The organism is Pseudomonas wenzhouensis, assembly GCF_021029445.1.
In the GTDB taxonomy this organism is placed as follows: Bacteria; Pseudomonadota; Gammaproteobacteria; order Pseudomonadales; family Pseudomonadaceae; genus Aquipseudomonas; species Aquipseudomonas wenzhouensis.
Genome location: NZ_CP072610.1, coordinates 2,331,061 through 2,348,698, shown reverse-complemented (window position 1 = coordinate 2,348,698; position 17,638 = coordinate 2,331,061). Strand labels below are relative to the sequence as shown.

Genomic DNA, 17,638 nt, shown 5'->3' with positions numbered 1-17,638 from the left:
TCAGGTAGTCCCCATGTCCGACCGCAGCGCCCGCCTCCAAGCCCTCCAGCAAGCCCTGAAGGAGCGCATCCTGATCCTCGATGGCGGCATGGGCACCATGATCCAGAGTTATAAACTGGACGAAGCCGACTACCGTGGCACGCGCTTCGCTGACTGGCCGAGCGACGTCAAGGGCAACAACGATCTGCTGCTGCTGACCCAGCCGCAAATCATCGCCGCCATCGAGAAGGCCTACCTGGATGCCGGCGCCGACATCCTGGAAACCAACACCTTCAACGCCACCCAGGTGTCCCAGGCCGATTACGGCATGGAGTCGCTGGCCTACGAGCTGAACCTGGCCGGCGCCCGCGTCGCCCGTGAAGTGGCCGACGCCAAGACCTTGGAAACCCCGGATCGCCCGCGCTTCGTCGCCGGCGTTTTAGGCCCGACCAGCCGCACCTGCTCGATCTCCCCGGACGTCAACGACCCCGGCTACCGCAACGTCACCTTCGACGAGCTGGTGGACAACTACACCGAAGCGACCCGTGGCCTGATTGCAGGCGGCGCCGACCTGATCCTGATCGAGACCATCTTCGATACCCTGAACGCCAAGGCGGCGATCTTCGCCGTGCAGCAGGTGTTTGACGAGGACGGCGTTACGCTTCCGATCATGATTTCCGGCACCATCACCGACGCCTCCGGCCGCACCTTGTCCGGGCAGACCACCGAGGCGTTCTGGAACTCGGTGCGCCACGCCCAGCCCATCTCCGTTGGCCTGAACTGCGCCCTCGGCGCCAAGGACCTGCGCCCGTACCTGGAAGAACTGTCGAACAAGGCCGACACCCATGTGTCCGCGCACCCCAATGCCGGCCTGCCTAACGCCTTCGGCGAGTACGACGAGTCGCCCGCCGAGATGGCGGCGGTAGTCGAAGAATTCGCCGCTTCGGGTTTCCTCAACATCATCGGCGGTTGCTGCGGCACCACCCCGGCGCATATCCAGGCCATTGCCGAAGCAGTAGCCAAGTATCAACCGCGCGTGATCCCGGACATTCCCAAGGCCTGCCGCCTGTCGGGCCTGGAGCCCTTCACCATCGATCGCAGCTCGCTGTTCGTCAACGTCGGTGAGCGCACCAATATCACCGGCAGCGCCAAGTTCGCCAGACTGATCCGCGAAGAGAACTACACCGAAGCCCTGGAAGTCGCCCTGCAGCAGGTGGAAGCCGGCGCCCAGGTGATCGACATCAACATGGACGAAGGGATGCTCGACTCCAAGGCCGCCATGGTCAGGTTCCTCAACCTGATCGCCGGCGAGCCGGACATCTCCCGCGTGCCGATCATGATCGACTCCTCCAAATGGGAGGTGATCGAAGCAGGCCTGAAGTGCATCCAGGGCAAGGGCATCGTCAACTCGATCTCCATGAAGGAAGGCGTCGAGCAGTTCAAGCACCACGCCAAGCTGTGCAAGCGCTATGGCGCCGCCGTGGTGGTGATGGCTTTCGACGAAGTCGGCCAGGCCGATACCGCCGCGCGCAAGAAGGAAATCTGCCAGCGCAGCTACGACATTCTGGTCAATGAAGTCGGCTTCCCGCCGGAAGACATCATCTTCGACCCGAACATCTTCGCCGTAGCCACCGGCATCGAGGAGCACAACAACTACGCCGTCGACTTCATCGAAGCCTGCGCCTTCATTCGCGACAACCTGCCCTACGCCCTGAGCTCGGGCGGGGTGTCCAACGTGTCGTTCTCCTTCCGTGGCAACAATCCGGTACGCGAGGCGATCCACTCGGTCTTCCTCTACTACGCCATCCAGAACGGCCTGACCATGGGCATCGTCAACGCCGGTCAACTGGAAATCTATGACGAGATTCCCAAGGAGCTGCGTGATCGCGTCGAGGACGTGGTGCTCAACCGCAACGACGGCGCCACCGAGGCGCTGCTGGCCATCGCCGACCAGTACAAGGGCGACGGTGCCGCCAAGGAAGTCGAGAACGAAGAGTGGCGTTCTCTGCCGGTGGACAAGCGTCTGGAACACGCGCTGGTCAAGGGCATCACCGCCTTTATCGTCGAAGACACCGAGGAATGCCGTCAGCAGTGCGCGCGCCCCATCGAGGTCATCGAAGGCCCGCTGATGGCCGGCATGAACGTGGTCGGCGACCTGTTCGGCTCGGGCAAGATGTTTCTGCCCCAGGTGGTCAAGTCGGCGCGGGTGATGAAGCAGGCCGTGGCGCATCTGATTCCGTTCATCGAGGCGGAAAAAGGCGACAAGCCGGAAGCCAAGGGCAAGATCCTCATGGCCACCGTGAAAGGCGATGTGCACGACATCGGCAAGAATATCGTCGGCGTGGTGCTGGGCTGTAACGGCTACGACATCGTCGACCTGGGCGTGATGGTGCCGGCGGAGAAGATCCTGCAGACCGCCATCGCCGAGAAGTGCGACATCATTGGCCTGTCCGGGCTGATCACTCCGTCGCTGGACGAAATGGTGCATGTCGCCAAGGAAATGCAGCGCCAGGGCTTCAGCCTGCCGTTGATGATCGGCGGCGCCACCACCTCCAAGGCGCATACGGCGGTGAAGATCGACCCGCAGTACAGCAACGACGCGGTGGTCTACGTCACCGACGCCTCGCGCGCCGTGGGCGTGGCTACCCAGCTGCTGTCCAAGGAACTGAAGGCCGATTTCGTTAAGAAGACCCGCGAGGAATACGTGGTGGTACGTGAGCGCACCGCCGCCCGCGCCACCCGCACCGAGCGCCTGAGCTACGACAAGGCCATCGCCAACAAGCCACAGTTCGACTGGGCGAATTACACCGCGCCCCAGCCAAGCTTTACCGGCGCACAGGTATTGGACGATATCGACCTCAACGTACTGGCCGACTACATCGACTGGACGCCGTTCTTCATCTCCTGGGATCTGGCCGGTAAGTACCCGCGCATCCTCAGCGATGAAGTCGTCGGCGAGGCTGCCACGGCGCTGTTCGCCGATGCCCAGGCGATGCTGCGCAAGCTGATCGACGAGAAGCTGATCAAGGCCCGTGCCGTGTTCGGCTTCTGGCCGGCCAATCAGGTGCGTGACGACGATATCGAAGTCTACGGCGATAACGGCGAGCAACTGGCCACCCTGCACCACCTGCGCCAGCAAACCATCAAGCCCGACGGCAAGCCGAATCTGTCGCTGGCCGACTTCGTCGCGCCGAAGGAAAGCGGCGTGACCGACTACGTGGGCGGTTTCATCACCACCGCCGGCATCGGCGCCGAGGAAGTGGCCAAGGCCTACGAGGCCAAGGGCGACGACTACAACTCGATCATGGTCAAGGCCCTTGCCGACCGCCTCGCCGAAGCCTGCGCCGAGTGGCTGCACGAGCGTGTGCGCAAGGAGTACTGGGGTTATGCCACGGACGAGCAACTGGACAACGAGGCGCTGATCCGCGAGCAGTACAAGGGCATCCGCCCGGCGCCGGGTTACCCGGCCTGCCCAGATCACACCGAGAAAGGCACGCTGTTCAAGCTGCTCGATCCCGAAGCGGATTACAACAAGGCAGGCCGCAGCGGCGTATTCCTCACCGAGCACTACGCCATGTTCCCGGCGGCAGCGGTATCCGGCTGGTACTTCGCCCACCCCGAGGCGCAGTACTTCGCCGTCGGCAAGGTCGACAAGGATCAGATCGAGAGCTACACCGCGCGCAAGGGCCAGGACATCGCCATCAGCGAACGCTGGCTGGCGCCGAACCTGGGCTATGACGACTGACACGCCGATGACGCTCGACACACACCAATCGGTCTACCGCGAAAAACTGATCGAGCATCTGTTTATTGGCGAGTTACTCAAGCTGTCCTGGCTCAGGCATGCGGCGACATTGGAAGTCTCGCATGGCCTGATCGACCGCAGCGGCCACGACCTCGTGCTTGAGGTCGCCGGTATCGTGCGCCATGTCCAGCTCAAGACGTCGGCATCGTCATCGGCTACAGCCAGCCAGAAGATTCATCTGGGGCTTTGCGCGAAACCCTCGGGCTGCGTCGTCTGGATTCAGTTCGACAAAGCGAGCCTGGCGCTTGGGCCTTTCCCTTTTCTCGGCGGCGCTCCAGGCGAACCACTGCCCGATCTGACAGCCTGCAAAGTCGCTCGACACAGCAAAGGCAACGCTCTGGGTCACAAGGCCGAACGCCCCAACCTGCGCGTCGTGCCACGCTCAGGCTTCAAAAGGCTGGAATCGATCGAGGCGCTGTACAGCGCCATGTTCGGCTACGACGGCTAAATACCCTCGCGGCGCTGACGCTTGAAGGTGATGCTGTATTCGAGCTGCGGCTTGCGCGTCACGCTCACGGCCTTGCGGCTCACGGTATCCAGGGTGATGTTCCAGAAACCGCTGGAGGGCACGCGGATTTTCGCCGGGAACTTGATAAAGGCGCCGCCGTGGTAGGTATGCCGGCCGCGATTTCTGAAGGCGCGGAAGTTGGCATCGTTCATCAGGCGGATATTGCACGGCTGTGAACACTGGATGACCACCAGATCGCCCTCTTCCAGTTGCTCGCGTTGATGGATGAATTTCATCGATTCGGACTCGGTGGTGAAACGGGGGCGCAATAGTGCCGCAAGCGACGCGACACCGCCAGCGCAGCTGACGACTCGCTTGCACATGCTCATCGTGCTGCCTAGCATGCGCGCCCGACACCACCCCTTGCACAGCCCTTATGAAACGCCTGCTCGACCGCATCCCCCTGCTTATCGCCCTGCTCAAGCGCTATCGCGGTCTGGTTGCGCTATTCGGCTTCTGCTCGGGGGTCGCCAGTTTCCTGCTGGTTGATCGTCAGGCGCACCTGGCCAAGGTGCTGGGCGTGGTGCTGTTGATCAGTTGGCTGTGGCTGATTCTGGAAAATCTGCTGCGTGAACGCATCGCCCAGCGCTTCGGTTTCGAACTGCCGCTGCCGCTGCTGCGCTATGCCACGCAGATGATTCATCAGGAGAGCCTGTTCTTCGTTCTGCCGTTCTTCTTCATCACCACCACCTGGAACAGCGGCCAGGTGCTGTTCAGCGGCCTGCTGGCAGCCGCAGCACTTGCCTCGATTACCGACCCGATCTACTACCGCTGGCTGGCCCCACGGCGCTGGCTGTTGCTGATCCTGCACAGCCTGGCGCTGTTCGCGGTGATGCTCACTGCGCTGCCGATCATCTTTCACCTCACGACACCGCAGAGCTACCGCATCGCCCTGGTGGTCGCCACGCTGCTGGCCCTGCCCAGTCTGCCAGGGTTGATCGGCGGCGCTGGTTGGCGGCGCATCCTGCTGTTGGCCACGCTGCCCATCGTCATGGCCGGTGCCGGCTGGCTGGCCAGGGTCTGGGTGCCACCGGCCACCCTGTGGCTGACCGAGGTGGCGATCAGTGACCGCTTCGATGGTACGCAGCGCACACCGGGTGACAGCCTGCAGCAGCTCACCCCGGATCAGCTGCGCGACGATGGCCTCTACGCCTATACCGCGATCAATGCCCCGCGCGGTCTCGACGAGCGCATCTATCACGTCTGGCAGCACAATGGCCACGAGGTCGACCGCATCGCCCTGAACATCAGTGGCGGGCGCAAGGAGGGCTACCGGGCCTGGACGCACAAGCTCAACTTCCCCACGGCCCCCGAAGGCCGCTGGCAGGTAAGCGTGGTCACCGAAGCCGGGCAGATGATCGGTGTGCTGCGCTTCGAGGTTCTGCCGGCAGGCTCGGTCTCTCGTTAGCAGGCCGGCGCCTACCAGGGCACGCATTGCTGACGGCCTGCTAAGCTGTCACGACAACAAAAATAACCGAGTCCGACACCATGGCCCATTACGACCTGATCATCCAGGGCGGTCGCTATTTCGACGGCAGCACGGCCCCCTCAGCCATTCGTAGCCTGGCAATCAAGGACGGGCGCATCGCCCTGATCAGCGTCGAGCCACTCGACACGGCACTGGCCGAGCGGATCATCGATGCCCGTGGCAAGTGGATCACCCCCGGCTTTCTCGATACCCATACCCACTACGATGCCGAGCTGATGGTCGCCCCCAGCCTGTCGGAGTCGGTGCGCCATGGCGTGACCACCGTGCTGGTGGGCAGTTGCTCGCTGAGCATGGTATGCAGCGAAGCCGAGGATGCCTCGGACATCTTCACCCGCGTGGAAACCGTGCCACGCGAGAAGGTTCTGCCCATCCTGCGCGAACGCAAGACCTGGAGCGGCCCACGGCAATGGCGTGAATACATCGATCAGCACCCGCTGGGGCCGAATCTGGTGAGCTTTCTCGGCCACAGTGATCTGCGCGTGGCGGTGATGGGCCTGCATCGCGCCACTGATCGCCAGGTTATACCGGACGAAGCCGAGTTGCGGCGCATGGAGGCACTGCTCGAAGAGGCACTGGATTGCGGCTTTCTTGGCCTGTCCACCATGTGCCTGAAATGGGACAAGATCGACGGCGACCGCGAATGGTCCAAGAGCCTGCCCAGTACCTACGCACGCTGGCGCGAAGTGCGCCGCCTCAATCGTCTGTTGCGCCAGCGCGGCCGCGTGCATCAGGGCGCGCCCAATGCCGCCAATCCGCTGCAGATCACCCAGTACATCAGCGAGGCCATCGGCCTGCTGCGCAAGCCGCTGAAGACCACCCTGATCTCCCTGCTCGACCTCAAGGGCAATCGCAGCCTGGCGCTACTCGCCCGCCTCAGCGCCTGGCTGACCAATCGCCTTGGCGGGGATTTTCGCTGGCAACTGCTGCCCACGCCCTTCGCCATCTATGCCGACGGCATGGATATCGTCCTGTTCGAGGAGTTCGGTGCAGGCGAGATGGCGCTGGACGTCAAGGATCACATCGAGCGCAATCTGCTGCTGCAAAACGAGGAATACCGCCGCACCTTCCGCAAGTACTACGCTGACAAGCTGTCGCCGCGCGTCTGGCAGCGCGACTTTGGTGATGCGGTGATTCTCGGCTGCCCGGACAGCACGCTGATCGGCCGAAACTTCGCCGACATCGCCCGTGAGCGCGGTCTGCATGTGGTCGACCTGTTTCTCGACATGGTGGTGCAGTACGGACGCCAGTTACGCTGGTTCACCGTGATCGGCAATCATCGCCCGGATAAATTGCGGCAGATGGTGCGCAGCCCCCACACCCTGATCACCTTCTCGGATGCCGGCGCGCATATCCGCAACATGGCTTTCTACAATCTGCCGCTGCGTTTCCTCAAGCTGGTCAAGGACAGCCATGACGAAGGTCAGCCGGTGATGAGCCTGGAACAGGCCGTGCACCGTCTGAGCGGCGAGCAGGCCGACTGGCTGGGTATCGATGCCGGCTATATCCGCCTGGGCGATCGCGCCGACCTGGTGCTGCTCGACCCTGAAGGCCTGAAACAGAATCTGCAGCAGGAGAACTGGGACGAGATGCAGGGCTTCGGCATCCAGCGTATGGTCTGCCGCAACCCGGGCTGCGTCAGCCACGTGCTGATCAATGGCCGACTGGCCGTGGACGAAGAGCGAATTGTCCCCGAACTGGGCCAGGTGCGTGGTTTCGGCCAGTTCCTCGCCGCCCGCTGAAACGCCCTACGCAGGGGCGCGCGGCAGTGGTAGCATGCGCGCCCCATGCAGCTCACCGAACTCACCCAGCGTCTTGCCGACCTCGGCGCCAAACCCCAGCACATCGGGCGCATTACCCGTGCCTGGCTGCAGGGCAAGCCACTGGACAGCGGCACCAGGCACCAGAAAACCGAAAACTTCCTGCCACTGACGGTTCGGCAAGCGCTGCCTGCCATTGCCAATGAGCTGGATGGCCTGGTTCGGCTGCGCTCCGAACACCCTGGCGCCGACGGTTCCGCGCGCCTGCTGGTGGAGCTGGCCGACAAGCAGATGGTCGAGAGCGTGCTGTTGCCGCGCGATGGCCTGTGCATCTCCAGCCAGGTCGGTTGCGCCGTCGGTTGCGTGTTCTGCATGACCGGCAAGAGCGGCCTGCTGCGTCAGCTCACGAGCGCCGAAATGGTCGCCCAGGTCGCGCTGGGTCGGCGCTTTCGCCCGGTGAAGAAAGTGGTGTTCATGGGCATGGGCGAGCCGGCGCACAACCTTGATAACGTACTGGAAGCCATCGACCTGCTCGGCACCGAGGGCGGCATCGGCCAGCGCAACCTGGTGTTCTCCACCGTTGGCGACCCGCGCGTATTCGAACGCCTGCCCAAGCAGCGTGTGCGCCCTGCCCTGGCGCTGTCGCTGCACACCACCGATGCCGCACTGCGCCAACGCCTGCTGCCCAGGGCGCCGCGGATCGACCCTGAAGAGTTGGTGGAACTGGGTGAAACCTACGCCCGCACCATCGACTACCCGATCCAGTACCAGTGGACGCTGCTCAAGGGCATCAATGACAGCCAGGAGGAAATGGACAATATCCTGCGCCTGTTCAAAGGCAAGTTTGCCGTACTCAACCTGATCCCCTACAACAGCCTGGAAGCCGACGACTATCAGCGCCCGGACGGTGAACGTATCGTCGAGATGGTGCGCTACCTGCACAGCCGTGGCGTGCTGACCAAGGTACGCAACTCGGCTGGCCAGGATGTCGACGGCGGTTGCGGTCAACTGCGCGCCCGCGCAGTTGACCTGGTGAATACCAGCAGGTTACGTCTTTCACGCCCCTGAACCCTCAAGAACGGCGCCTGTAAGCCGATGTATGGCAGCAATGGCCGCTGCAAAAGAGCAAAACGCCAGTACCGACCCAAACTCGTCATGCTGACCTGCAAGGACGCAGCTTCGTCGTTTCGGTGCATCAGGAGCCCGCAATGAAAATCGCCCACAAGGTTGGCCTCGCAGCCGCCACCGTGCTTTTCCTCACCACTAGCCTGCTGTCGCTGCTGCAGGTCACCCAGGTTCGCGACACCCTGCGTAGCCAGGTCGAGTCGAGCATTTCAGAGTCGAGCAATGCCCTGGCGCGGCAAATCGAAAACTGGCTGAACGCCAAGTTGAGGTTGATCGACCTGATGGCGCAAACCATAGACAGCAACTACAGCCCTGAAGAAACCCAGCGGGTATTCAATGCGCCACTGCTCAAGAACGAATTCATACTCGTCTTTGGCGCGCTCGAGGCAGATGGCAAACCCATCAAGAACAGTGATGACTGGAAGCCCAGTGCTGACTGGGATGGGCGTCAACGCCCCTGGTACGCGACCGGCAAGAACAACAGCCAAGCCATGCTGACCGAGCCCTATCTGGACTCCACCACAGGCGAGATTCTGATTTCTGCTGTTGCCAAAATCACGGATGGCGGCCAGTTCCTGGGGGCCTTTGGCGGTGATATCCGCCTGCAGGCCGTGGCCGATGCGGTCAATACCCTGGACTTCAACGGCGCCGGCTACGCCTTTCTGCTCAGTCGCTCGGGCAACATCATTTCCCACCCCAATGCCGACTTTAACGGTAAGGCCTACAGCGAATTGTTCGACGGCCAGCGTCCGGCGCTGGACAAGGCATTGCTTGAGGTCTCGGCTGACGGCAAAAGTCTGCTGGTGTCCTTCACTCCCCTGCCCAACCTGCGCGGTATGGACTGGTACATCGGCGTGGTGCTGGACGAAAGCATAGTGATGGCCGAAGCCAACCGCCTGACCTGGCTGGCCATGGTCGGCACCGTAGCCGGCGTGGCCATCAGCCTGATCGTCCTGGGCCTGTTGATGAACAGCCTGCTCAAACCGCTGGGCCTGCTCAATGCCTCGCTGCGCGAAATCAACAGCGGTGAAGGCGACCTGACACGCCGCCTGAGCATCACCAGCAATGACGAAGTGGGTCAGCTCTCGCAGGAGTTCAACCGCTTCCTGCAAACCCTGCAAACCCTGATTGGCGACGTCATGGGCAGCTCGCATCAGGTTCGCGAAACCACCACCCTGACCTCCAACGAGTCGGAGCAGGCCGCTCGCCGTCTGCAGGAACAGTTGCAGGAACTCGACCAACTGGCCACCGCCATGCAGGAAATGGCCTCCACTGCCGAAGAAGTCGCGCGTAACGCCCAGGCAGCCGCCCAGGCAGCCGTTGCCGCCAATACCGAAGCTGAAAGTGGTGTGCGCGTAGTGTCGCAATCGAGCTCGGCGATCCGCCACCTGGCCGACGAGATGGATGAAACCAGCCACGCGATCAACGAACTGGCCAAGCTCAGCCACAACATCGAATCGATCCTGCAGGTGATCACCAGCATTGCCGAACAGACCAACCTGCTGGCCCTCAACGCCGCCATCGAGGCCGCGCGTGCCGGTGAATCCGGGCGCGGCTTTGCCGTGGTGGCCGACGAAGTGCGCTCGCTGGCGTCACGCACGCAACAGGCCACCCAGGAAATCCGCCAGATGATCGACCAGCTGCAAGGCGGCGTGCGCCAGGCCGAAAGTCGCATGCAACAGAGCCGCGATACCGCCAGCAAGACCGCCGAGGACGCAATCGCGGCCAACGACATGCTCGGCCGCATCCGTGAGGCGATCACCCGCATCAACGACATGAACCTGCAGATCGCCACCGCAGCCGAAGAGCAGAGCGCGACCACCGAAGAAATCAACCGCAACACCACCAACATACGCGACATCAGCCACGAGCTGGCTGGCGGTGCCCAGCAACAGGTCCGGCAGTGCGCCTCGATGGTGGAACAGGTCGGCCAGCAGGATCGTCTGCTGGGGCGCTTCAAGGTCTGAGGCTCCTGCTGCAGAGCGATTCAGCACAATAGAAAACGCCGCAACCTGCAAAGGTCTGCGGCGTTTTGTTTTTCAGGATGGCGAATGCACAACAAAGTCTATGCTTGCAGGATCAAAGGAGAGACCGACCATGACCGATCAGGAAAAAGACCCCCAAGCGCCTCTGACCCTGCGCGAGATGCTGCAAAGCGTGCTGGCGGCAGCGCTCGGCGTGCAGAGCGGGAAAAATCGCAGCCGCGATTTCAGCCGCGGCAAGCCCAGCCATTTCATTCTGCTCGGCGTGCTCTTCACTGCACTGTTCGTGGTTGTATTGCTGGGCGTGGTGAAGCTGATCCTGCACCTGGCGACTGGCTGATCACTCCAGCAGGGAGGCAATCGAGCACTGGTAACGCTGACGCTGAGGCTGCGACAGCACGCTGAACTGGCGAAAGTCCATACCAATATCCGGCTGTGCAAGGCGTTCGAGCAATTGTTTTGACTGCACTCTGTCGACAGTACGCAACAGCGATGCCACCTGATCCTTGCCGCCACGCTCGGCGAAATCCAGCCCCCGCGCGTGGTCGCTGAGCATCACCAGGGCGCAGGCGCCCAAAAAAAAGTGACCACTGGCCAAAATATCGATACGTCCGTCGATACGCGCCTTTAGCACGCGCTCCGAGTTGTTCAGGGCCGTGTAATGCAGGGTTCTGCCCAGCTCATTGGCTGCACGCAATACCCCAAAGGCCATTTCATCATTGGCAGACCAGATCAGGCTGACCGCCGGATAACGCGGCAACAGACCAATCGCCTGCTCGTATGCCCGCTGTTCCTTCCACTCCCCATGAACCGCCTGCATCAGTTTGATATGCGGTGCTTCACTCAAGGCACGCTGCAAGCCGGCCTGACGCAGAGTTGACGAAGGCGTACGGTTGACCCCGGAAAACGCCAGCAGCTCGGCAGGCTTGCCACGGGTCAGGGCGATCAGCTCACTCGCCATCAGATAACCGGCCTCCTCATCGTTGGGCACCAGGCTACCTATCCAGTTTCGGTGGTACTCGCGGCTGCCACCGATAAGGGCCTGCTGCTCTTCGGTCAAGGTGCTGTGCAGGGCAAACAGCCTGGCATCGCTGTTTTCGAACAGACGCAGCAATGCCGGCCCCAGGAACAGTTCATTAGTGAAGATCAGATAATCGGGGTGCTTACCCGCAAAAACCTGCTGGGCGTTGCGCAGCATACGTTCAGGATCGCGCTCGCCGTACAGCACCTCCAGCTCGACGCCCAGGTCACCAGCGGCATCCTGCATGTAGCGGCTGTAATCGCTCCAGAAACGCTCATTGGCGTAGCCAGGGTTGAGAAAAACCATGGTCGGCACGCGCGGTTGTGCCGACGCCAACGCGCAGCAAAACAACAGTCCCAGACCCAGCACCCACCTGCTCACATCGCCCCTCCACAATAATCGGGGCGCAGTATAAGGTGTTAATGGCAAAAGGCCGACCGCTAAAGCGCGTCGGCCTTTGCCCTCATTGCCCGCTGACCCAGAAGACTGCCGTGCCGACCGCAATCGAAATCAGGCAAAAAATCGCCCAGGCATCTATGAGGCTGTCGGACTTGTCCATATCGGTATGCTCGCTCATGGCTCCCCCTCTTCTTGTGATTGTGGGTGACGCACACTGCATTTAAGACCAGCCTTGGCCAGTGCTCAAACCATCTGGTTATGCTCTTGGGCACTCTTATTCCTTAAAGCTAGGTTTATATATTCAAACATCACTTTTACGCATAAACCTGAGCTGGTATCGTGCCCCGGCTCCTCGGGGAGTGCGCGGCCGTGCGCGCTGATTGGCAGTAAGCAGCCTGAAAACAGGACCCTTCATGTACGTATATGACCAGTACGATCAACAGATCGTCGAGGATCGCGTCAAGCAGTTCCGCGATCAAACCCGCCGCTATCTCTCTGGAGAACTGAGTGGCGAGGAATTCCGTCCGCTGCGCCTGCAGAACGGTCTGTATATCCAGCGTTACGCGCCCATGCTGCGCGTCGCCGTGCCTTACGGCCTGATGTCTTCGGCACAAGTGCGCATGATGGCCAAGATCGCCCGCGACTACGACAAGGGCTACGCGCACATCAGCACCCGCCAAAACGTGCAGTTCAACTGGCCGGAGCTGGAAGACGTGCCGGAGATTCTGGCTGAACTGGCCACCGTGCAGATGCACGCCATCCAGACCAGCGGCAACTGCATTCGTAACACCACCACCGACCAGTTCGCCGGTGTGGCCAAGGACGAGATCGTCGATCCGCGCCCGTGGTGCGAGATCATCCGCCAGTGGTCGACTTTCCATCCCGAATTTTCGCACCTGCCGCGCAAGTTCAAGATCGCCGTCAACGGCGCGGTAAGTGACCGTGCGGCCATCGAAGTGCATGACATTGGCCTGGAGGCAGTGCGCAACGAAGCGGGTGAACTGGGCTTCCGCGTCTCCGTCGGCGGCGGCCTGGGCCGTACTCCGATCGTCGGCAGCTTCATCAATGAATTTCTGCCATGGCAGCACCTGATCAGTTATCTCGACGCCATCCTGCGCGTGTACAACCGCTATGGCCGTCGCGACAACAAATACAAGGCGCGCATCAAAATTCTGGTCAAGGCGCTGACTCCCGAGGTGTTCGCCGAGCGCGTCAACGCCGAGTGGGCGCATCTCAAGGATGGCCCGACCACCCTGACCGAAGCCGAAGTCGCCCGCGTTGCCGCACACTTCGTTGATCCGGCCTATCTGTCCCTGCAGGACGAAGATGCCCTGCTCGCTCAGCAGGACGCCGAGCATCCTGGCTTCGCCCGCTGGCGCCAGCGGAACACCTTCGCCCACAAGAAGCCCGGCTACGTGGCCGTGACCCTGTCGCTCAAGCCCACCGGCGTAGCGCCGGGCGACGTCACCGACAAGCAACTCGATGCCATCGCCGATCTGGCCGACCGCTACAGCTTCGGCGAAGTACGTAACAGCCATAACCAGAACATCATCCTTGCCGACGTCGAGCAGCGTCAGTTGCTGACCCTGTGGGGCGAGCTGCGCGAACAAGGCTTCGCTACACCGAACGTGGGCCTGCTGACCGACATCATCTGCTGCCCGGGTGGTGATTTCTGCTCGCTGGCCAACGCCAAGTCGATTCCGGTGGCCGAAGCCATCCAGCGTCGTTTCGATGATCTCGACTACCTGTTCGACATCGGCAATATTGACCTGAACATCTCCGGCTGCATGAATGCCTGCGGTCATCACCACGTCGGCCACATCGGCATCCTCGGCGTCGACAAGAAAGGTCAGGAGTTCTATCAGGTCTCGCTCGGCGGCAGCGCTGGCCGTGACGCCAGCCTGGCGCAGATCCTCGGCCCCTCCTTCGCTGAAGCGGACATGGCCGACGTGATCGACAAGATCATCAAGGTTTACGTCGAGCAACGCACCGAAGAAGAAAGCTTCCTCGACACCTACCGCCGCGTCGGTATCGACCCGTTCAAGGAGCGCGTCTATGCAGCGAATCATTAAGAACGGCCAGGTGGTCGACGAAACCTGGCACCTGCTGGCCAAGGACGTGACCCTGGACGCCATCCCCAACTGCGACGACATCATCGTACCGCTGGCCCTGTGGGTCGAGCACGCACACGCGCTCAAGGCCCGCGATGGCGGTCTCGGTGTGTGGCTGGAAGCCGGCGACGAAATCGAGGAAATCGCCGATGACCTCGCGCATTTTCAGGTCATCGCCCTGGAGTTCCCGGCGTTCACTGACGGCCGCCACTCCTCCACTGCCTACCTGCTGCGCACCCGTTACGGCTACAAGGGCGAAGTACGCGCCATTGGCGACGTGCTGCGCGACCAGCTGTTCGCCCTCAGGCGTGTCGGCTTCGATGCCTTCGCCCTGCGTGCCGACAAGGATCCGTACGATGCACTGAAGGCCTTCGAGGATTACAGCGAGGTCTACCAGGCGTCGGCAGACCAACCGCTGCCCCTGTTCCGTCGCCGCGCCTGATCGCAGCGAGAACGACGCAAACGCCCCGACTGGTTCGGGGCGTTTTGCTTTCAGGCGCCGGCGTCCGGTTCAGCCTGCGCGGCCAGCGCACACACAAAAACGCCGCGCCCTGTGAGGGGCGCGGCGTTTTTTTGATCCTCGGCTAATCAGCCGGCTGGATCAATCCTCGCGATAGCGACGCAGCTTCAGCGCCTTACCAGCGACGCGGGTGTCTTTCAGCTTGCCGAGCAGACGGTCCAGGCCATCTTCCGGCAGCTCGACCAGGCTGAAGGTCTCGCGGATCTGGATACGGCCAATGGCTTCACGGGCCAGGCCGCCTTCGTTGAGGATGGCGCCGAGCAGGTTCTTGGCGGCAATACCGTCGCGCGTCCCCAGGGCGGTGCGGCAACGCACGCGGCCTTCGGTCAGCGGCAACGGCGCACGGCGCTCGCGGTATTCGCCGCGCTCACCACCGCTACGCTCGGAACGCTCGCCATCACGCTCGCGGCGCTCACGTGGTGCGCCACCAACGCCCGGCACCAGCGGCTGCTCGCGCTCGACGCTGGCCAGATCCAGTGCCTGGCCATTGGTGGCCTTTTTCAGCAGCGCAGCGGCCAGCGCGCGCGGGCTGCAACCGATATCGGCAGTCAGGCGATCGAGCAGATCGCCATGGTTGGCTTCGGCATCGGCTACCAGCGGCGCCAGGCTGCTGGTGAGCTTCTTGATGCGTGCATCAAGCACCTGCTGGGCGTTCGGCAGCTTGACCTCGCCGACCTTCTGCCCGGTGACACGCTCGATCACCTGCAGCATACGGCGCTCACGCGGCGTCACCAGCAGCAGCGCACGACCATCGCGACCAGCGCGGCCGGTACGGCCGATACGGTGCACGTAGGACTCCGGGTCATACGGCATGTCGACGTTGAACACGTGGGTGATACGCGGCACGTCGATACCACGAGCAGCAACGTCAGTCGCGACGACGATATCCAGACGACCATCCTTGAGCGACTCGATTACGCGCTCGCGCTGGTTCTGGGCGATATCGCCGTTCAGCGCGGCAGCCTTGAAGCCCTTGGCTTCCAGGGCGCTGGCCAGATCCAGCGTGGCCTGCTTGGTGCGTACGAAGGCGATCAGCGCGTCGAAGTCCTCGACTTCCAGCAGACGCAACACGGCGTTGGTCTTCTGGTCGGCGTGAATCATCAGGTGCGCCTGCTCGATGCGCGAGACGGTCTGGGTCTTGGCCGCGATCTTGATGTGTTGCGGCTCACGCAGGTGCTTCTCGGCGATGGCGCGGATCGAGTGCGGCAGCGTGGCGGAGAACAGCACGCTCTGACGGCTTTCCGGCATGGCTTCGAAGATCACTTCAAGGTCGTCCATGAAGCCCAGCTTGAGCATTTCGTCGGCTTCGTCGAGTACCAGGTGCTGGATGGTGGACAGCACTTTCTCGTCACGACGCAGGTGGTCGACCAGACGGCCCGGCGTAGCGACGATGACCTGAGCGCCCTGACGAATGGCCTTGAGCTGCGGGCCCATCGGTGCACCACCGTAGACAGCCACGACGTTCAGGCCAGGCATCTGCTTGGAGTAGGTTTCAAACGCGGTGGCGACCTGCAGGGCCAGCTCGCGGGTCGGTGCCAGGATCAGCACCTGCGGCTCGCGCTTGGCCGTGTCGACCTTCGACAGCAACGGCAGCGCGAACGCGGCAGTTTTGCCGGTGCCGGTCTGCGCCTGGCCGATCATGTCGTGGCCGGCAAGGATTACCGGAATGGCCTGCGACTGAATCGGAGACGGCTCTTCGTAACCAACGGCGGTCAGAGCGGCGAGAATATTGGGGTGAAGTCCGAGCGCGGCGAAGCCGCCGATTTCCTGGGTCATGGGTCTGCCTCAAGTGCATCCGCAAAGACCCATGTTCCAAAGCTGCGCATGCCGTGTAAGACCTTTTGGGTCACCCTGGCAGCCTGGTCGGCGGGGATTTGCGAAAACGTGGTGAAAGTGAATCGTCAAGGATAGTCCGCTGGGGGACTGGCTGCCGGAGGTCAATTCCCCCGGGCGAGTTGCACTACCTGAACGTGGCCAGAAAATTGGCCGGCGCGCACTATACCTGAAAATCCTGACTCGGGTGCTGGTTTTTATCGATCTATCTGCATCCAACCGCTCAACGGCGCATCAGCTGGCCGGGCGCAGTGCTTCGATCAGTGGTTGCAGCGAGTAACCCAGACGCGGCGCCAGCTCGCCCGCGCGCATTTGCAGGCACCCCATATCCAGGTTTTGCTCGAGATCAGCGGGGATCAGCAGCACCACGTTGCCTTCCTTCACCGGGCATTCCCAGTAGTGCCGGTGATAAAGCCCGCGCAATAAAGCCGCACCGAGCGGCTTGCCATCATTGCTGGCCCATTGATTGATGATCAGCCAGCCACCGGGATTGAGCTTGTTGCGGCAATCCTCCAGAAAACGCCAGGCCAGGTGACCAGTGGCCGGGCCATGGTCGGTGTACAGGTCGACAAACAGCAGGTCAGTCTTCTCTGCGCTATCCAGCAGCTCAATGGCATCACCGATGCGGATGGTCAGCCGTGGGTCATCGGTCAGCCCCATATGCTCCATGGCCAGGCGCGGCACATCCGGGCGTAGTTCAATGACTTCAACATCATCCAGGGGCAGAAACTTCAGGCAGGCCTGGGTCAGGTTACCGGCGCCCAGGCCGAGAAACAGGGCGCTTTCGGGTTGTTCATGACACAGCGCGCCCAGCAGCATGGCGCGGGTGTAGTCATACTCCAGCCAGCTGGGCTCGGGCATGTAGACGCAGCTCTGCTCGATGGCCTCGCCAAATTCGAGAAAGCGGTAGGCGCCCATCTCGACAACCTGAATCACCCCGAACTCATCCTGCACTTCGGCGATCAACAGCGGATCCGGCATCTGACCGACCGGCGGTAAACCAGGCATCCCCAACACTCCACCTTGCCCCTTTGCCATGACGGCAGCGGGAAAATACTGATTGTCCTAGAGGGGCCAGCCCCGGTCACGCGTTAACTGCCCCGAAGCCT

At 62.2% G+C, this 17,638-nt stretch carries 13 protein-coding genes and 1 pseudogene; 10 read left to right on the top strand and 4 right to left on the bottom strand.

Translation table 11 applies throughout. The features are described 5' to 3' along the window. Positions 1–13: 13 nt before the first annotated feature. Together metH and J7655_RS10745 are read left to right on the top strand one after the other, a co-directional pair. On the top strand, positions 14–3,724 hold the full coding sequence (gene metH / locus J7655_RS10750; protein ID WP_230924436.1) for a methionine synthase: 3,711 nt from the start codon (positions 14–16) through the stop codon (positions 3,722–3,724). Positions 3,725–3,731: 7 nt separating this feature from the next. Further along, positions 3,732–4,232, top strand: a complete 501-nt coding sequence (locus J7655_RS10745) for a hypothetical protein (RefSeq protein WP_230924435.1) — start codon at positions 3,732–3,734, stop codon at positions 4,230–4,232. Here J7655_RS10745 and J7655_RS10740 read toward each other — a convergent pair. Further along, on the bottom strand, positions 4,229–4,528 hold the full coding sequence (locus tag J7655_RS10740) for a DUF1883 domain-containing protein (RefSeq protein WP_147810850.1): 300 nt from the start codon (positions 4,526–4,528) through the stop codon (positions 4,229–4,231). The two genes, J7655_RS10745 and J7655_RS10740, sit on opposite strands and share 4 nt — an antisense overlap. Positions 4,529–4,668: 140 nt before the next feature. Here J7655_RS10740 and J7655_RS10735 point away from each other — a divergent pair, with 140 nt between their 5' ends. The 6 genes and pseudogenes from J7655_RS10735 to J7655_RS10715 all read left to right on the top strand — a co-directional run bounded on the left by J7655_RS10735 (position 4,669) and on the right by J7655_RS10715 (position 10,985). Continuing rightward, positions 4,669–5,700 (top strand): DUF5924 family protein, encoded by a 1,032-nt coding sequence (locus J7655_RS10735; protein ID WP_230924434.1) that lies wholly within the window; start codon positions 4,669–4,671, stop codon positions 5,698–5,700. 80 nt (positions 5,701–5,780) lie between these two features. Then, positions 5,781–7,520, top strand: coding sequence for an N-acyl-D-amino-acid deacylase family protein (locus tag J7655_RS10730; RefSeq protein WP_230924433.1), 1,740 nt, complete (start codon positions 5,781–5,783; stop codon positions 7,518–7,520). A gap of 45 nt (positions 7,521–7,565) precedes the next feature. After that, complete coding sequence (locus tag J7655_RS10725; RefSeq protein WP_230924432.1) at positions 7,566–8,606, top strand: RNA methyltransferase; 1,041 nt, start codon at positions 7,566–7,568, stop codon at positions 8,604–8,606. Between the two features lie 140 nt (positions 8,607–8,746). Then, a pseudogene (locus J7655_RS21040) lies at positions 8,747–9,772 on the top strand (HAMP domain-containing protein); the annotation flags it as partial. 30 nt (positions 9,773–9,802) lie between these two features. Beyond that, entirely contained in the window at positions 9,803–10,630 is an 828-nt protein-coding gene (locus J7655_RS21035; RefSeq protein WP_420850944.1) for a methyl-accepting chemotaxis protein, read from the top strand. A 130-nt stretch (positions 10,631–10,760) separates the two neighbouring features. Then, positions 10,761–10,985 carry a DUF2970 domain-containing protein gene (locus J7655_RS10715; RefSeq protein ID WP_230924430.1) on the top strand — a complete coding sequence of 75 codons (225 nt, stop codon included), beginning with the start codon at positions 10,761–10,763 and terminating at the stop codon, positions 10,983–10,985. Here the strand turns inward: J7655_RS10715 and J7655_RS10710 are convergent, their stop codons facing one another. Then, positions 10,986–11,972, bottom strand: coding sequence for an ABC transporter substrate-binding protein (locus J7655_RS10710; protein ID WP_230927712.1), 987 nt, complete (start codon positions 11,970–11,972; stop codon positions 10,986–10,988). A 506-nt stretch (positions 11,973–12,478) separates the two neighbouring features. Between J7655_RS10710 and J7655_RS10705 the strand changes: the two genes are divergently transcribed. Beyond that, positions 12,479–14,137, top strand: a complete 1,659-nt coding sequence (locus J7655_RS10705; RefSeq protein WP_230924429.1) for a nitrite/sulfite reductase — start codon at positions 12,479–12,481, stop codon at positions 14,135–14,137. Further along, on the top strand, positions 14,121–14,618 hold the full coding sequence (locus J7655_RS10700) for a DUF934 domain-containing protein (RefSeq protein ID WP_230924428.1): 498 nt from the start codon (positions 14,121–14,123) through the stop codon (positions 14,616–14,618). The genes J7655_RS10705 and J7655_RS10700 overlap by 17 nt, the downstream gene beginning before the upstream one ends. A 159-nt stretch (positions 14,619–14,777) precedes the next feature. Here J7655_RS10700 and J7655_RS10695 read toward each other — a convergent pair whose 3' ends face one another. Both J7655_RS10695 and J7655_RS10690 read right to left on the bottom strand, forming a co-directional pair. After that, positions 14,778–16,472, bottom strand: coding sequence for a DEAD/DEAH box helicase (locus J7655_RS10695; protein WP_230924427.1), 1,695 nt, complete (start codon positions 16,470–16,472; stop codon positions 14,778–14,780). 291 nt (positions 16,473–16,763) lie between these two features. Then, complete coding sequence (locus tag J7655_RS10690; RefSeq protein WP_230924426.1) at positions 16,764–17,537, bottom strand: spermidine synthase; 774 nt, start codon at positions 17,535–17,537, stop codon at positions 16,764–16,766. Positions 17,538–17,638: the final 101 nt, after the last annotated feature.

What these genes read in the sequence shown, in the direction of transcription:
- metH (WP_230924436.1), top strand. Translation starts at nt 14, where the DNA reads ATGTCCGACCGCAGCGCCCGCCTCCAAGCCCTCCAGCAAGCCCTGAAG.
- J7655_RS10745 (WP_230924435.1), top strand. Translation starts at nt 3,732, where the DNA reads ATGACGCTCGACACACACCAATCGGTCTACCGCGAAAAACTGATCGAG.
- J7655_RS10740 (WP_147810850.1), bottom strand. Translation starts at nt 4,528, where the DNA reads ATGAAATTCATCCATCAACGCGAGCAACTGGAAGAGGGCGATCTGGTG.
- J7655_RS10735 (WP_230924434.1), top strand. Translation starts at nt 4,669, where the DNA reads ATGAAACGCCTGCTCGACCGCATCCCCCTGCTTATCGCCCTGCTCAAG.
- J7655_RS10730 (WP_230924433.1), top strand. Translation starts at nt 5,781, where the DNA reads ATGGCCCATTACGACCTGATCATCCAGGGCGGTCGCTATTTCGACGGC.
- J7655_RS10725 (WP_230924432.1), top strand. Translation starts at nt 7,566, where the DNA reads ATGCAGCTCACCGAACTCACCCAGCGTCTTGCCGACCTCGGCGCCAAA.
- J7655_RS21035 (WP_420850944.1), top strand. Translation starts at nt 9,803, where the DNA reads ATGGGCAGCTCGCATCAGGTTCGCGAAACCACCACCCTGACCTCCAAC.
- J7655_RS10715 (WP_230924430.1), top strand. Translation starts at nt 10,761, where the DNA reads ATGACCGATCAGGAAAAAGACCCCCAAGCGCCTCTGACCCTGCGCGAG.
- J7655_RS10710 (WP_230927712.1), bottom strand. Translation starts at nt 11,972, where the DNA reads ATGGTTTTTCTCAACCCTGGCTACGCCAATGAGCGTTTCTGGAGCGAT.
- J7655_RS10705 (WP_230924429.1), top strand. Translation starts at nt 12,479, where the DNA reads ATGTACGTATATGACCAGTACGATCAACAGATCGTCGAGGATCGCGTC.
- J7655_RS10700 (WP_230924428.1), top strand. Translation starts at nt 14,121, where the DNA reads ATGCAGCGAATCATTAAGAACGGCCAGGTGGTCGACGAAACCTGGCAC.
- J7655_RS10695 (WP_230924427.1), bottom strand. Translation starts at nt 16,472, where the DNA reads ATGACCCAGGAAATCGGCGGCTTCGCCGCGCTCGGACTTCACCCCAAT.
- J7655_RS10690 (WP_230924426.1), bottom strand. Translation starts at nt 17,537, where the DNA reads ATGCCTGGTTTACCGCCGGTCGGTCAGATGCCGGATCCGCTGTTGATC.